This is a genomic window from Halorhabdus sp. CBA1104, assembly GCF_009690625.1.
GTDB lineage: Archaea > Halobacteriota > Halobacteria > Halobacteriales > Haloarculaceae > Halorhabdus.
This window is the reverse complement of the sequence record NZ_CP033878.1, coordinates 468,458-481,123: the sequence shown is the minus strand read 5'-3', so window position 1 is coordinate 481,123 and position 12,666 is coordinate 468,458. Positions and strand designations below refer to the sequence as shown.

The following is a 12,666-nucleotide window of genomic DNA, read 5'->3' as shown; positions in this document are numbered from 1 at the left end:
AAAAGGCCTTTCGACGTTCAGGCCAGCAGCTCTTTGGCTTCTTCGGCGATCGCGTCGCCAGTGAAGCCGAAGTGTTCGTAGAGATCGAGCCCGTTGCCCGAGGTCCCGAACTCGTCGTCGATGCCGACGCGGGTCATCTTCGTCGGCTGTTGCTCGGCCAGTACTTCCGCAACAGCACTGCCCAGCCCACCGATGACGCTGTGGTCCTCGGCGGTCAGGACTGCGCCGGTCTGTTTGGCGGATTCGACGACCAGCTGTTCGTCCAGGGGCTTGATCGTCGACATGTTGATCACACGAGCGTCGATGCCAGCCTCGGCCAGGATATCGGCGGCCTCCTGGACGACGTGGACCATCGCGCCGTGGGCGATGAGCGTGATATCTCCACCGTCTCGCAGTACCTCGCCTTTGCCGATTTGCGGTTCGTAGTCGTCTTCGTCGTGGATGACGGGGATCGACTCACGAACCAGTCGGAGATAGGCAGGGTCGTCGTCGTCGGCGAGTGCGGTGACGAGCGCGTTCGCCTCGACGGCGTCCGCGGGCGAGATGACACGCAGATTCGGGAGCGCACGATACGCCGAAATGTCTTCGACCGTCTGGGCGCTCGGGCCGTCTTCGCCGGTGATGACGCCGGCGTGGCTACCAACGACCGTCACGTTCTGTTTCGGACGGGCGATCTGCTGGCGGACTTGCTCGAAGCCACGCTGTGAGAAAATCGCGAACGTGTTGGCAAAGACCGGATGCCCCGTCTCGGCGATCCCCGCAGCAGTGGCAAAGAGGTCCTGTTCTGAGATGCCGACGTTGATCCAGCGTTCGGGGTACTCGTCGCGGAACCAGCCCCCACGCGTGGACTTTGCCAGGTCGGCGTCCATGACGATGAAGTCCTCGCGTTCCTCAGCCTCACGCAACAAGCCGTTCCCGAAGCCGTTCCGGGTCGAAATCTTCTCACTCATTGGTCCACCTCCACATCGGCAGCGTCGAACCCAAGCTCGTCCATCGCCTCCTCGAGTTCATCGTCGGTGATCGCACCGGCGTGATAGCCGTTGGGCTGGGCCTCCATGAAGTCGATCGGGTGGCCTTTGACCGTGTTGGCGATCAACACTCGCGGACCATCAGTCTCGTTGATCTCTTCGAAGGCCGCGGCGATCTCCTCGAAGTCGTGACCGTCGACTTCCCAGGTGTCCCACCGGAAGGACTCGAACTTCTCGGCCAGCGGGTCGATCTCCATCGTCTCGGCGACGGGGAGGTCGTTTTGCTTCTTGTTGCGGTCGACGATCGCGACGACGTCCAGTTCCTTCTCGCCGGCGGACATCGCAGCTTCCCAGATGTTGCCTTCCTGGACTTCACCGTCGCCGAGTACGACGTAGACATCGAAATCGTCGTCGTCGTACTCCGCACCCAAGGCCTGCCCGTTCGCGTACGAGAGGCCCTGACCGAGCGATCCAGAGGGGAACTCGACACCCGGCACTTTCGGTGAGGAGTGTCCCGGCAGTTCGCCACCAAGGCGGCGAAACTCCTCGTTAGGGTCACAATCGATGAAGTCGTAGCGATCCAGCAGCGCGTACAGCACGGGGCAGGCGTGGCCTTTGCTGTAGACGAGCCGATCTCGGTCCGGGTCGTCCGGCTGCTCGGGGTCGACGTTCAGTTCTTCGTTGTACAACCAGAGTAGAAACTCGACGGCCGACAGCGACCCGCCAGGATGGCCCGACTGGGCCGCATAGACCATCTCGATGATGTCCTTGCGGACGGCCGGTGCCGTCTGGCGATACGACTCGATTCGGTCGGCAAGATCGCCGTCAGGCGCTTGATCAATAGACACGGTATTCACCGGTACCGGATTGCCACTCTCCGGAGTAAAATCTTCCCTTTACAGCCTGTCCGATCGGCCCCGGGTCGATTCAGGCGAAGTCCTGCCGGTAGCTAAGGAATTCCGCCCGGTGGGCCTGTTCGTCCGCGAGCAGTTCCGTTGCCAGGTCCTCTGTAACGGGGTCGTTGGCTGCTTCGGCGGCCTCGATCAGTGCTTCGTAGGTCTCGATGGCATCTTCCTCGGCTTCGATAACGCCGTCGATGACCGTCAGGACGTCGCTCCCTTCGGCCGGGGGCTGAAGGGAGTCCTGGTTGGCCTCGAAATCGGCCGATGCCGGCGGCACTTCGCCGTAGTATCGGAGCCGGTAGCCGAGTTCTTCGGCGTGATGGAGTTCCTCTTCGACGTCCTCTTTGAGCGATTCGGCGACGATCTCACCACGGACCGTCTCGAGATAGGTCCCGTTGGCCAGGTAGTTCATCGCGGTCTCGATCTCGTCTACGTACGCTTTTCGCAGCAGGTCGACAACGTCGTCTGACATACAGGTAGAAAACAGGTCGAGCACATATAAATGGAAAGCGTTCGCTCCCAGCGACTGGGAACGACGAGGGCGGCGACAGAACACGTTCGGCCGCGGGGCCGACGGTCGAATCGACCGATAGCTCAGGGTGCGAGTGCGATCAACGCCGAAAGTGTGATCGCCGAGGCCACTGTCGTGAGAAAGACGTTCACCGAAGCCAGACGACGATCGCCACCCATCTCAGTGACGTAAATGAACGTCGAGACGGCCGTCGGCGCACCGAACATGACGACTACCGTCCGGAGTGTGGCAGGTGTGGCCCCGACGGCGAGCAAGACCAACCAAGCGATGGCAGGCATGGCGAGCAGTTTCAGCGCCAAGACGCGCCCGACGATCGAGCGATCGAAGTCGATCGATTCGAGTTCGATCGAGCCCCCGACACAGAGGAGCGCGATGGGCAGGGCCGCCTCGGCAACCAACGCGATACCCGCGGCAGGCCGGCCAGTGACGGCGAAGGGTGCTTGCGAGACTGCGAGTCCGACGAGCAACGCGATCAAGACTGGGTTCGTTACCAGTCGCCCGAGTTCATCCCGGACGTTCGTCCCAGCGCCAGTGATCCGGACGAGGAGCATGACCGTCAGCGGAATCTGGACCAGGGCACCGATCCCGAGGACGACACTGCCGATAGCCGCCGCCCGCTCGCCGAGCGCACTCGCCACGACCGGGAGGCCAATGTAGCCCAAATTGGTGTGATAGGACTGGACTGTGGCCGCCGCTCGTGCGGATGGCGATTCGAGTCGTCGATGGACCACCATCGCAATCACCGCCGTCACCGCCACGAGGGCGACCACGCCGACTAGCAGTCGCACCGAGATGATTTCGCCCAGGGGTTCGTCGTGGGTCGAATCGAACACCAGCGCTGGGAGGACGACGTAGAAGGCGACACTGTTGAGCCACCCGACGCGTCTCGCGGTCAAAATGTCACCTGTTCGCAATCCCACACCGACTGCAAGCAGCCCGATCATCACGACGAGCCGGGTCAGCACGTCCATCGAACAGCACTCGACGACGAAGACGCTTGGGCCTTGCCAGTTAGAGGCGACGTAAGTCGCACCACAGACCCGTCGCTGGCCGTTTGGCCCCTCACTCGGGGGTCCAGGCGTCGTAGCAGTCGTGGTCGAGGTCGAAGCGTTCGAGGACCTTCCCGACGACGTGATCGAGGAAGTCGGCTGGCTCCTGTGGATCGAAGTAAAATCCCAACACGGGGGGCACGACGTCGACGCCAAGCTCCGCGAGTTTCGTCAGGTTCTCCAGATGGCGCTGGCTCAGCGGCGTCTCCCGAGGCACGACGACGAGTCGACGGCGTTCCTTCAGCGTCACGTCGGCCGCCCGTGTCACCAGCGAGTCCGAACGACCGGTCGCGACGGCCGCGACAGTGTTCATCGAGGCCGGGACGACCACCATCCCGTCGGTATCGAACGAGCCCGAAGCGATCGGCGCCCCCACTTCGCTCTCCCCGTAGAGTTGCTCCGAGGCCGCTCGCAGCCGCCCCATCGTCGCCTCGCGGGACCCCGACTCCTGAGCCATCACCGACTCGGCAGCCTCGGTCACGACGGTGTGAACCGCGCCGTGTTCAGCCAGAGCCTCGACGGTCCGGACGGCGATCGGGATGCCCGAAGCACCCGTCACGCCGACGACGAAGCGCGTCTCGGTCATTGTCGACGTATCTCGCCCGCATCGGCGTCGACCTCGACTGTCTCGTCGTCTTCGAGCGTTTCGAGGGCCACCTCAGGCGAGTCCAGACAGGGAATCTCCCCGAGGATCGCGCCCGTGGCGACGATGGTCTCGGTCTCCTCGTTGACGATCGCAGCGGGCCCACAGCCGTTGTTCGCCAGCCCGTAGAGGACGTAGGAGCCGACCGTCGAACCCTTTCCGCGCGGGAAGACCAGCACTTTCCCCGCAATGTTCTCACCCTCAAGCGGGTGGCCATCCTCGATGAACTCACCGGTGTCGGGTTCGACCGCGCCGTAGAAACTGATCGGGACGGGCGAACGGAGGACTTCACCACGGCCGATTCCTTCAGTGATCGGTTCGGCGTCGATCGCACCGTCTGCCGTCCCGTTGGTCGATTCTGCTGTCATCACTCGGTCACCTCCGCGAGCAGCGTCTCCTTGTCGTTGAACGCTACGTCCTGGTTGCAAAAGCCGGGCAGATACGTCGCGGCCTTCGCGGAGTCGGTTGCGCTGGATTCATAGCCCAGTTCCTCGATCGGCGAGACGACGTTGCAGGTGTCGGCAAGCACTTTCCCACCGGCCGCTTCGATCGTCTCGGTCAGCCCATTCCGGTCGGCCCAGGTCTTGACCGAGGCGCTCGTACAGACCCACAGATCGCTCGTGAGGCTCTTGCCCTCGACGGTCGCCGCGACGTCCTGAATCTCCTCGGGCGAGCAGTGTGGACACCCGATGACCACAAGCTCCGGATCGTCCGCGGTCGTGAGTTCCGCGTACTCCTCGGTGAGTTCGCCCTCGCCGAAGGTCACTGTCTCGACGTTCTCCGGGGGCTCCATTTCGGTCGTCACGCCCTCGAGGAAGTGCAGCGCGACCGCGCCGGTGGCGGCCATCGCCGCACCCAGGGCCTTCAGATCGTCCGTCCCGCCCGAATCGACCCCAGTGAAGTACGGCTTGCCGTCCTCGACGAGTCGGCCCGTCCAGGAGCCAAGCGCTGCGAAGTCGGCCTGGCTCTCGATGTCGGCCTCGACATCGATGCGATAAGTCGGCTGGCGATTGTCTTCCAGGTGCAGACCGTACTTCGGTGTCCGCCCGGTGATCGCCGCGGCCAGCGCCGAGGGACCGCCCTCGCGGTTGGTTTTGGCGCCCACGACGCTGTTGACGAAGGAGACGGCCGAGGATTCGGCCCACGCGACGTGCTGGCCGCGCCGCGGGAGGTTGCCCGCGAGATACGGCGTACACGTAAACGAGAGGACGATCCCCATCTCCTTGAGGGCGTCACGAATACGCTGCTGTTTGTCGGCGAAAGCCTCGTCGATGCCCAGTTCCTCCCAGCGCTCGAAGTCCATCCCGGCGGGGTTGGCGAACGTCGGGACCGACGTTTCGGCACCCTCCTCGGCGAATCCCTCCAGAAACTCGACACCGGGGTCGCCGATCGACTTGTAGGAGATGCCCGAGGCCTGGGCGGACTCGATCTCGATCATCTCCTCGGCGCCGTAGATATCCCCGAGTTTGACGAGCAGTTCCATCGCCTTCCGGACGGCGTCGTTGTCCGATTCGAGTAAGTCTTCCTCGTGCTGTGTCAGATGCATGGTTGTGTTGTCCGGTAGGTCACTGATAGTCGGCGAGATCGATCTCCTCAGCGCCAGGGACCGTCACCTCGGCGAAGTCCGCCCGGTCACGATTGCCTGGCACCGTCGCGTCGACGATCCACTTCGCGAGCGTTCCGCGATCGTAGTCCTGTGACGGATCGAGCGACGATCCCTTGGCGTTCTCGATCACGGTGATGTCCTCGTCGGGCTGCATCCGGGTCGCAGTCGCCCACTCGACGGCTGCCGGATCGGCCGGATCGATATCGCTGTCGACGACCGTGACCTTCTTCATCGAGGGGTGGGCCGCAAGCGCGGCCATCCCCGCGTTCTTTGGATCCCCCTCGCTGCGCTTTTCGAGCTGGACGACCCCGTGCAGCCACGAACACCCACCGGGCGTCAACACGACGTTCTGGACCGTCGGGACGGTGTTCTCGACGATCCGGTAGATCCGGGGCTCCTGTGGGATACCCATGAGGTGAGCATGCTCAGTTCGGCCGGGGACGATGATCCGCGCGTAGGGGTCGGGCCGCATGTAGAGGTCCGCGACCGTCACGACAGGTTGAGAGCGCGTGCGATCCCACGTCCGGGAGAGATCCACGAACGGCCCTTCCTCGGCCCGCTCGTCGGTGATCGTCGCCCGCATGACGATCTCGGCGTCGGCCGGCACTTCGATCCCGTCGACCGCAGCGGTCGCCAGGTCGCCATCGAGCAGGCGATTGGCCAGCGCGAGTTCGCTCTTCTCGGGCGCAAACGACGTGGCGGCCGCCAACTCGACCGCCGGATGGACACCCATCACGACCGCGACGTCGAGCCCGCCCTCGGTTCGGGAGTAGATGTCGTGGAGGTGGCGCTCGACCAGGCGCATGACGAGTCGATTCCCTTCCTCGAACATCATTCGGTGGAACGAGCAGTTGGTGACACCAGTCTCGGGATCCTCGCTGATCACGACCGAGGAAGCGAAGTACTGGCGTTCGTGCTCGTCGTAGAACACCGGAATCGGCACGTGTTCGTCGATGGTCGGCTCGCTCGCGACGTGCTCGAACGAGGGGGCGGCCGTCTCCTCGATGGAGAGCGGATCGTCCATCGCCGAGCCCATCGCGTCGACGATTGCCGAGGGCTCGACGTCGAGCGCCCGGCCGATCATCTCACGGGAACCAAGCGTGTTGGCCACCGCGCGGACGTTCTGATACCCCTCGACGTCATCGAAGACGGTCGGCTGGGATTCCTCCTGGACAGCCAGCGCCGGGAGTTCGAACCGTGGATCGACTTGCTCAGTGAGGGTCGTCCGCTCTTCGTCGTTCAGAAAGGCTCGTAAACCCATAGTGAGCGGGCGTTGCATGCCAGCCTATTCATGTCCCCGGGCGCACTCCCGCAAAGTGAGAACGGGCCTAGACGACCGATGGGAGACTTACCCGCGGGAACGTTTGTAGGTTGGCCTCCCGAAGCAGGCCGTCTGACCGACCTGCGCTTTGCCAGATGCAGACGACATGACGGCATTCGAGGCGACGGTCGTCGATGTCCTGAAGGACCACGACGACAGTCACCACGGGATCGACTTCGAGCCCGCTGACTTCGACATGTGTCCCTGTGGCGAGACTCATGTCGACCGGACGGCCGAGAACGGCCCGATCGAGAGAACGAACCGCTTGTCGAAGGGGGCTGACGTGGAGCGAATCGAGTTCGAGCTATGTGAGGTGTGACGAGCGTCAATCGGGGGCCAACCGCAAAACGACCAGCCGCTCGAAAGGGAAAGAGTCCTCGGCGACGATCGACGAGCCGAGGCCCTGCTCTCTAGCAAAATCGCGAACCTCCTCGATCCCGGTGAGGCTGCTGACGAGCAGGAACGCCCGTCCACCCTCCCGAAGCACCCGTGCGACATCTGTAAGGAATGGATCGACCACGGCACGCCCGTCTTCACCACCCGAGAGGGCCGTTTGCATCCAGTCGCCCCAGTCCGTGTCGGGGTCGGCCGGCAGATACGGCGGGTTGAACGCCACCACATCCACCGCATCGGCGGGGATCGGATCGAGCAGGTTCGCGCGCGCGACCGGAATCCCCACTTCGCGTGCCTGCTGACAGGCTGCCGGGTTCAGGTCCGTGCCAGCCACGTCGACGCCAGCCTCGGCGAGTGCAGCGGCGACATAGCCCGAGCCAGTCCCCACATCCAGAGCGCGCTCGCCCGCTTCGACCGCCTCGACGACGGCCTCCGCAAGTAGGTGGGAGTCCTCGCTTGCCCCGTAAACCGAATCGACGCTGCGCTGTTCGGCCAGGGCCGGGCGATCGTCGTCCCGTTCGGTCGACGCCTCGTCGTCAGTCATCGTTAAGGCCGACGTCGTACGCCAGGGTTGCCAACTGGGCGAACTCGGCAGGCGGGAGCTTGCCGGCCCGTTTGCTCAGCAGTTCCTCGTCGGCGGCCTCGACGACCGCGCCGGGATCGTCCAACCCGGAAATGTGGGCCGTATTCCGGATCCCGTTCCGGACGGTCTTGCGTCGCTGGGTGAACACCGCCTTCACGAAGTCCAGGAAGAATGCGTCGTCGGGAACGGTGTAGTCGGGCTCGCCCGGGAGTGCCCGAACGATCGCGCTGTCGACGGCTGGTGGCGGCGAGAATGCTTCTGGCGGGACCGGTTCGACGAGTTCGACGTCGGCGTAGTGGCCCGCCGTCACCGACAGTCGGCCGTACTCGTCGGTTCCCGGCGCGGCGGCCATCCGCTCTCCGAACTCCTGTTGGACCATCGCGATCAGTGGGTTGCCGTCCGGGAGCAGCCTGAAGAGGATCTCACTGGAGGCACCGTAGGGCAGATTCGAGATCGACGCAGTGTATGCGGGCAGTTCGACCTCGAGGGCGTCGCCTTCGATGACCGTCAGCCGACCCTCGCCGATCGCGTCGGCGAACTCCTCGCGGAGAAACGTCGCCAGATCGGGGTCGCGCTCGATTGCCGTCACACGATCGGCGACGGCGAGTAGTCGATCGGTAAGTGCGCCATTCCCGGCGCCGATCTCCAGCACGTGCGAGCAATCGACAGCGGCCTCCCTCGCGTAGGTCGGAATCCGGTCGAGGACCCGATCGTCGACGAGGAAGTGCTGGTCGCGGTCGGGATTGCCAGCGGCCCCGGCGCGGGCGAGCAGCGCGTCCGGATCTCGGTGTCCGCTTGCCGTCGGATCGCTCTCGGTACCGTCGTTCATTCCTCGCGCCGGGCGAACGTCCGATATTTGAGGTCTTCTTCACGAATCTCGTCCATGATCCGGTCAGCAAGTACCTCCTGTGGGTTGTGCAGACCGCCAACGCGGTCTGCCAGTTCCGCGAAGCTCTCGAATGGCTTGCGCTTTCGTTCATCGAGGATCGTGTTCCGGAGTTTCTTGCCGATCCCCGGCAGGAGGTTCAGCGCGTGAAGGCGGGTCGTGATCGGCTGGGCGTCGTTGAAGAAATCGACGAAGCGCTGCTCGTTGTCCTCGATGACTTCCTCGATGGCGTAGTCCAGTTCTGACTGTGCACCACCCGAGAGATCCTCGTACTCGACGTCCCGCATGACGTCGATCATATCCGTCTCGATGGAAATTCGGTCGCCGATCGAGAGGCTCGCGTCTGCGAGCAAGGTCAACTCGACCAGCCGGAAGTTCTCGGTAGTTACCGCGTAGGCGAGGGGTTGTTTCTGGTATTGGGGGCGGTCGTCTTCCGAACGACCGTGTGGGAGATGATCGAGAATCACGGCCCGGCCAGGATCCGAGTCGCTTCCGTCGGTACTCATGTCCCATCGCTACGGTGAGGGGGCACTTAAAATCACGCGGGCCTGCCGGGCATCGCGACGGCCGGATCCCGTTGCCGGCAGGGAATCAGACGTACTTTGCGACCACGTCGAGAATCGCGTCGAGTTCGTCGCCGTCCAGCGTGTATCGCTCTTGGGCGTAGATCGCACGGAGTTCGTCCCGGTCGCGTGGCTGGAGGTTGACGATCTTGTAGGCGGTCGGCTCGTCGACTTTCTCTAGGTCGAGCAACTCCTCGGCGAACTCTCGGGACTCCTCGGGATCGAGTGTCGCAAAGCGGTTGACGTGCTCGATCGCGCGGGTCAGCTCGTAGCGCATCTCCCGGTCTTCGTCGGCCGCACGCTCGTGCTCGATGTCTACGAGGAGTTCTTTCGCCTCGGCGAAGGTGAGAAACTCCTCGTTGAGCTTCTCCTTGAAGATCGTCATCCCTCAGTCCTCGGTCTGTGCGCGCAGGTGTGCGGGCTTGACGATGATGGTCTTGTCCTTGCCGCCGTCGTTGATCTGCACCTTGTAGGCTTTCCCCTGTTCACCGGTAACTTCGCCGGTATGGCCCGAGAATCGCGGGTTGAATCGGCCGTCAGCGACGCTGGGGTCGATCGCCAGGTGGACTTTCTGGCCGATGTCGAACGATTCGACAGCCTGGTCCGGCGGCGAGGTGCCGCGCTCTCGCGGGTCGTTTTTGAGCTTGTTACGCGTGCCTTCGAGTGGTCCGTTCGAACTGGGCATTCTTGGAGTTCGATAATCCGGTTGGACTTATAAAACGTGCGTTCCGGCCCTACAGGCGGCCGACGTCCTCGACGGAGACACTCTCGACGTCTTCGACGTCAGAGAAGGCCTCCTCGACGGCCTCGGTCCCGCCAGCGTCGTCAGGGACGACGACCGTCGGGATGAGCGCGACGAGGCCGAACGCGACGTCGTCGCGGTCGAACCCGTTGATCTTTGCGCCTTCGGGGAGGGACTGTTCGAGGCGGTCCTCGAGGGCGTCCAAATCGATTTCGGGACTTTCCGGCATCACCTTGATCGCGGCTGCTACTTTTCCCATGGGTATGACTTGCGGTAGGTAGTTATGTGCGTGTCGTTACGGGCCCGTGAACCCGCATTCGGGACATTCGTACAGCGTACTCTGCTTGCGACAGGTCGGACACCGGTAGATGCGGCGTCCGCAGTCGGGACAGTCGAACGCAGCGGCGTTGGTCCCCGAGATGTTGATCCCGCAGGAGACACACTTCTGCGTCCGTTTCTGTTGGCTCTCGCTCATACCGTCCTGTTTCCGGTCCCGACGTTTAACCCTTACCAAGCCGTCTCGATCCCCTGGAAGGCTCTCCCGGGCCGTCGAACCGCCCGCATCGGGTCAGCATTCGGTCCTGTAGCGTAACGTTGATGCGCGCGAGGCCGTAGGTTCGGGCATGGAACTACGGGTCATCGAAAAGGGCGACACCTCCCTATCGATCGAGGTCGCAGGCGAGGATCACACCTTCATGAACGTACTGAAAGGCGCGTTGCTCGAAACCGACGGCGTTGCCGCCGCGACCTACGACATGAATCCCGAGCAGTCCGGTGGACAGACCGATCCCATTCTCACGATCAAGACCGACGACGACACCGATGCCCTGGACGCCCTCGAGACGGGGGCCGAACGCGTCGTCGAGAAAGCCGACGCCCTCGAAACGGCCTACGACACTGCAGCGTAATTCAATTGTCGTCGACGTTCGGCTGGACGTCGGCTACTGACGGCCCAGCAGATTCTCCGGCGTGTTCTTGGAATCGAATCTGCCAGCCAGTCAGGCCCATCACGATCAACACGAGCGGTGAGAGAAAGCCGAGCAGATAGTACGGCGCGTATTCGAGCGTCGGGACGCCGAGCACGCCAGCCATATAGATACCCCCGGTCGTCCACGGGATCAGTGCGCTGGTCGTCGTGCCGGCCGCCTCGATCGCCCGGGAGAGGTTCGAACTGTCCAAGTTGTACTCGTCGTAGAGGTTTCGCAGCGTCAATCCCGGGACGACGATACTCATGTACTGTTCGGCCGCCAGCACGTTCATCGAGAACGCAGAGACGGCCGTCCCGATCGTGAGGCTCCCGACCCCGCGGATCGTTCGTGCGAGCCCGTGGGCGAGGACTGCCAAGATGCCGGTCCGTTCGAAGATGCCACCCAGCGACAGTGCAATCATCACCAGTGAAATGACCCACATCGCCCCCGAGAGGCCGTCAACTGCGAGCCGCTTGTCGATCGACTCGACGCCGGTCGCGGGTTCAGTCCCGAAGTGGATCGTCTGCCAGGCCTCGACCGGCGCGAGTCCCTGCACGACCACGGCCGTCCCAGCACCGACGAAGACACCAGCCAACAGCGCGGGGATCGCCGGATGGCCACGCAATGCGAGTGCAAACGCGACGACGAAGGGGACGAACGTCAGCGCAGAAATCGTATACGAGCCTTCGAGTCCCGTGATGATCGTCTCGAGTTGCCCGACTGGGATCTCACCCCCTGCTTGCAGGCCCAGCACGGCATAAGCGAGTACCGAGAGGCCGAATGCGACCCCGGTCCCGACACGCATCGCGCTGACGTGGTCCATGAGATCGGTGTTAGTTACGGCCGCCGCGAGGTTCGTCGTATCCGACAGCGGCGAAATCTTATCGCCAGTGTAGGCCCCACTGAGAACGGCCCCAGCCGTCATCGGTTCCGGGATACCCAGCCCGGTCCCGATCCCGATGAAGGCCACCCCGAGTGTCCCAGCGGTCGTCCAAGACGAGCCGACCGTAAACGCAGTTCCGAAGGCCAGCACGGCCGCGACAGGCAAAAACACCGACGGAGTGAGCACTTCTAACCCGTAGACGATCAGTGTCGGGATCGTCCCCGCTGCGATCCAGGATGCGATGAGCATGTAGACGATCATCAGGATCAAGATTGCCTGCATACCCATCTGGAGGCCGTCGATGATCCCCTCGTAGAGTTCCTCCCAACTGCGGTCGAACCAGTACCACCCGATCAGGCCAGTAAACGTGCCACTCCACAGCAGCGGCATGTGCGGACTGGGCTCTTCGATCGGGAGGAAAACCATCCACAGCGTGAGTAATCCCAGCATGACGCCGATCGGGACGAGCGCCTGGGTGAGAGTGGGTCGTCGATCGGGCGACAGTTCCTCGTACGTGACCGGTTCGTAAGATAACGACGGCATTCAGGCAACGTTTTCCGAAGTATTGTATGGATGTTTCTATTCGTTTGCACTCGGTCAGCCGATTGACCAGTTATATGTATTGCT

18 protein-coding genes are annotated in these 12,666 nt (G+C 63.3%); 2 read left to right on the top strand and 16 right to left on the bottom strand.

What is annotated here, in order from left to right:
• Positions 1-17: 17 nt before the first annotated feature.
• From Hrd1104_RS02540 to Hrd1104_RS02505, 8 genes are all read right to left on the bottom strand, one after another.
• Entirely contained in the window at positions 18-950 is a 933-nt protein-coding gene (locus Hrd1104_RS02540) for a transketolase family protein (protein WP_154551272.1), read from the bottom strand.
• Entirely contained in the window at positions 947-1,825 is an 879-nt protein-coding gene (locus Hrd1104_RS02535) for a transketolase (RefSeq protein ID WP_154551271.1), read from the bottom strand. The genes Hrd1104_RS02540 and Hrd1104_RS02535 overlap by 4 nt, the downstream gene beginning before the upstream one ends.
• Before the next feature lie 70 nt (positions 1,826-1,895).
• Positions 1,896-2,342, bottom strand: a complete 447-nt coding sequence (locus Hrd1104_RS02530; RefSeq protein ID WP_154551270.1) for a ferritin-like domain-containing protein — start codon at positions 2,340-2,342, stop codon at positions 1,896-1,898.
• Positions 2,343-2,464: 122 nt separating this feature from the next.
• Positions 2,465-3,373 (bottom strand): AEC family transporter, encoded by a 909-nt coding sequence (locus Hrd1104_RS02525; RefSeq protein ID WP_154551269.1) that lies wholly within the window; start codon positions 3,371-3,373, stop codon positions 2,465-2,467.
• Between the two features lie 91 nt (positions 3,374-3,464).
• Positions 3,465-4,037, bottom strand: coding sequence for a UbiX family flavin prenyltransferase (locus Hrd1104_RS02520; protein ID WP_154551268.1), 573 nt, complete (start codon positions 4,035-4,037; stop codon positions 3,465-3,467).
• A complete protein-coding gene (locus tag Hrd1104_RS02515; RefSeq protein ID WP_154551267.1) occupies positions 4,034-4,462 on the bottom strand; it encodes an aconitase X swivel domain-containing protein in 429 nt (142 codons plus the stop codon). The genes Hrd1104_RS02520 and Hrd1104_RS02515 overlap by 4 nt, the downstream gene beginning before the upstream one ends.
• Entirely contained in the window at positions 4,462-5,640 is a 1,179-nt protein-coding gene (locus Hrd1104_RS02510) for an aconitase X catalytic domain-containing protein (RefSeq protein WP_154551266.1), read from the bottom strand. Before Hrd1104_RS02510 ends, Hrd1104_RS02515 begins: the two co-directional genes overlap by 1 nt.
• 19 nt (positions 5,641-5,659) lie before the next feature.
• A complete protein-coding gene (locus Hrd1104_RS02505; RefSeq protein WP_154551265.1) occupies positions 5,660-6,961 on the bottom strand; it encodes a UbiD family decarboxylase in 1,302 nt (433 codons plus the stop codon).
• Positions 6,962-7,109: 148 nt separating this feature from the next.
• Here Hrd1104_RS02505 and Hrd1104_RS13545 point away from each other — a divergent pair, with 148 nt between their 5' ends.
• The gene (locus tag Hrd1104_RS13545) at positions 7,110-7,340 is read left to right on the top strand and encodes a hypothetical protein (protein WP_195837615.1); all 231 of its coding nucleotides are present in this window, start codon (positions 7,110-7,112) and stop codon (positions 7,338-7,340) included.
• 6 nt (positions 7,341-7,346) lie between these two features.
• On the opposite strand, the gene Hrd1104_RS02495 is transcribed toward Hrd1104_RS13545, so the two are convergent.
• From Hrd1104_RS02495 to Hrd1104_RS02465, 7 genes are all read right to left on the bottom strand, one after another.
• Complete coding sequence (locus Hrd1104_RS02495) at positions 7,347-7,958, bottom strand: HemK2/MTQ2 family protein methyltransferase (protein WP_154551264.1); 612 nt, start codon at positions 7,956-7,958, stop codon at positions 7,347-7,349.
• Positions 7,951-8,826 carry a 16S ribosomal RNA methyltransferase A gene (locus Hrd1104_RS02490; protein ID WP_154551263.1) on the bottom strand — a complete coding sequence of 292 codons (876 nt, stop codon included), beginning with the start codon at positions 8,824-8,826 and terminating at the stop codon, positions 7,951-7,953. The genes Hrd1104_RS02495 and Hrd1104_RS02490 overlap by 8 nt, the downstream gene beginning before the upstream one ends.
• Positions 8,823-9,389 (bottom strand): DUF655 domain-containing protein, encoded by a 567-nt coding sequence (locus Hrd1104_RS02485; protein ID WP_154551262.1) that lies wholly within the window; start codon positions 9,387-9,389, stop codon positions 8,823-8,825. Before Hrd1104_RS02485 ends, Hrd1104_RS02490 begins: the two co-directional genes overlap by 4 nt.
• A gap of 85 nt (positions 9,390-9,474) precedes the next feature.
• Positions 9,475-9,831, bottom strand: a complete 357-nt coding sequence (locus tag Hrd1104_RS02480) for an RNA polymerase Rpb4 family protein (protein WP_154551261.1) — start codon at positions 9,829-9,831, stop codon at positions 9,475-9,477.
• A gap of 3 nt (positions 9,832-9,834) precedes the next feature.
• The gene (locus Hrd1104_RS02475) at positions 9,835-10,131 is read right to left on the bottom strand and encodes a 50S ribosomal protein L21e (RefSeq protein WP_154551260.1); all 297 of its coding nucleotides are present in this window, start codon (positions 10,129-10,131) and stop codon (positions 9,835-9,837) included.
• Positions 10,132-10,180: 49 nt separating this feature from the next.
• On the bottom strand, positions 10,181-10,447 hold the full coding sequence (locus tag Hrd1104_RS02470; RefSeq protein ID WP_154551259.1) for an elongation factor 1-beta: 267 nt from the start codon (positions 10,445-10,447) through the stop codon (positions 10,181-10,183).
• A gap of 36 nt (positions 10,448-10,483) precedes the next feature.
• Complete coding sequence (locus tag Hrd1104_RS02465) at positions 10,484-10,663, bottom strand: HVO_2753 family zinc finger protein (protein ID WP_154551258.1); 180 nt, start codon at positions 10,661-10,663, stop codon at positions 10,484-10,486.
• A gap of 148 nt (positions 10,664-10,811) precedes the next feature.
• Here Hrd1104_RS02465 and Hrd1104_RS02460 point away from each other — a divergent pair, with 148 nt between their 5' ends.
• Positions 10,812-11,096, top strand: a complete 285-nt coding sequence (locus Hrd1104_RS02460; RefSeq protein WP_154551257.1) for a DNA-directed RNA polymerase subunit L — start codon at positions 10,812-10,814, stop codon at positions 11,094-11,096.
• A 1-nt stretch (position 11,097) separates the two neighbouring features.
• Here Hrd1104_RS02460 and nhaC read toward each other — a convergent pair whose 3' ends face one another.
• Positions 11,098-12,582 carry a Na+/H+ antiporter NhaC gene (nhaC, locus tag Hrd1104_RS02455; protein WP_154551256.1) on the bottom strand — a complete coding sequence of 495 codons (1,485 nt, stop codon included), beginning with the start codon at positions 12,580-12,582 and terminating at the stop codon, positions 11,098-11,100.
• Positions 12,583-12,666 lie beyond the last annotated feature (84 nt).

Coding starts and splice junctions, on each gene's coding strand:
- Hrd1104_RS02540 (WP_154551272.1), bottom strand. CDS start 950: ATGAGTGAGAAGATTTCGACCCGGAACGGCTTCGGGAACGGCTTGTTG.
- Hrd1104_RS02530 (WP_154551270.1), bottom strand. CDS start 2,342: ATGTCAGACGACGTTGTCGACCTGCTGCGAAAAGCGTACGTAGACGAG.
- Hrd1104_RS02525 (WP_154551269.1), bottom strand. CDS start 3,373: ATGGACGTGCTGACCCGGCTCGTCGTGATGATCGGGCTGCTTGCAGTC.
- Hrd1104_RS02520 (WP_154551268.1), bottom strand. CDS start 4,037: ATGACCGAGACGCGCTTCGTCGTCGGCGTGACGGGTGCTTCGGGCATC.
- Hrd1104_RS02515 (WP_154551267.1), bottom strand. CDS start 4,462: ATGACAGCAGAATCGACCAACGGGACGGCAGACGGTGCGATCGACGCC.
- Hrd1104_RS02510 (WP_154551266.1), bottom strand. CDS start 5,640: ATGCATCTGACACAGCACGAGGAAGACTTACTCGAATCGGACAACGAC.
- Hrd1104_RS02505 (WP_154551265.1), bottom strand. CDS start 6,961: ATGGGTTTACGAGCCTTTCTGAACGACGAAGAGCGGACGACCCTCACT.
- Hrd1104_RS02495 (WP_154551264.1), bottom strand. CDS start 7,958: ATGACTGACGACGAGGCGTCGACCGAACGGGACGACGATCGCCCGGCC.
- Hrd1104_RS02490 (WP_154551263.1), bottom strand. CDS start 8,826: ATGAACGACGGTACCGAGAGCGATCCGACGGCAAGCGGACACCGAGAT.
- Hrd1104_RS02485 (WP_154551262.1), bottom strand. CDS start 9,389: ATGAGTACCGACGGAAGCGACTCGGATCCTGGCCGGGCCGTGATTCTC.
- Hrd1104_RS02480 (WP_154551261.1), bottom strand. CDS start 9,831: ATGACGATCTTCAAGGAGAAGCTCAACGAGGAGTTTCTCACCTTCGCC.
- Hrd1104_RS02475 (WP_154551260.1), bottom strand. CDS start 10,131: ATGCCCAGTTCGAACGGACCACTCGAAGGCACGCGTAACAAGCTCAAA.
- Hrd1104_RS02470 (WP_154551259.1), bottom strand. CDS start 10,447: ATGGGAAAAGTAGCAGCCGCGATCAAGGTGATGCCGGAAAGTCCCGAA.
- Hrd1104_RS02465 (WP_154551258.1), bottom strand. CDS start 10,663: ATGAGCGAGAGCCAACAGAAACGGACGCAGAAGTGTGTCTCCTGCGGG.
- Hrd1104_RS02460 (WP_154551257.1), top strand. CDS start 10,812: ATGGAACTACGGGTCATCGAAAAGGGCGACACCTCCCTATCGATCGAG.
- nhaC (WP_154551256.1), bottom strand. CDS start 12,582: ATGCCGTCGTTATCTTACGAACCGGTCACGTACGAGGAACTGTCGCCC.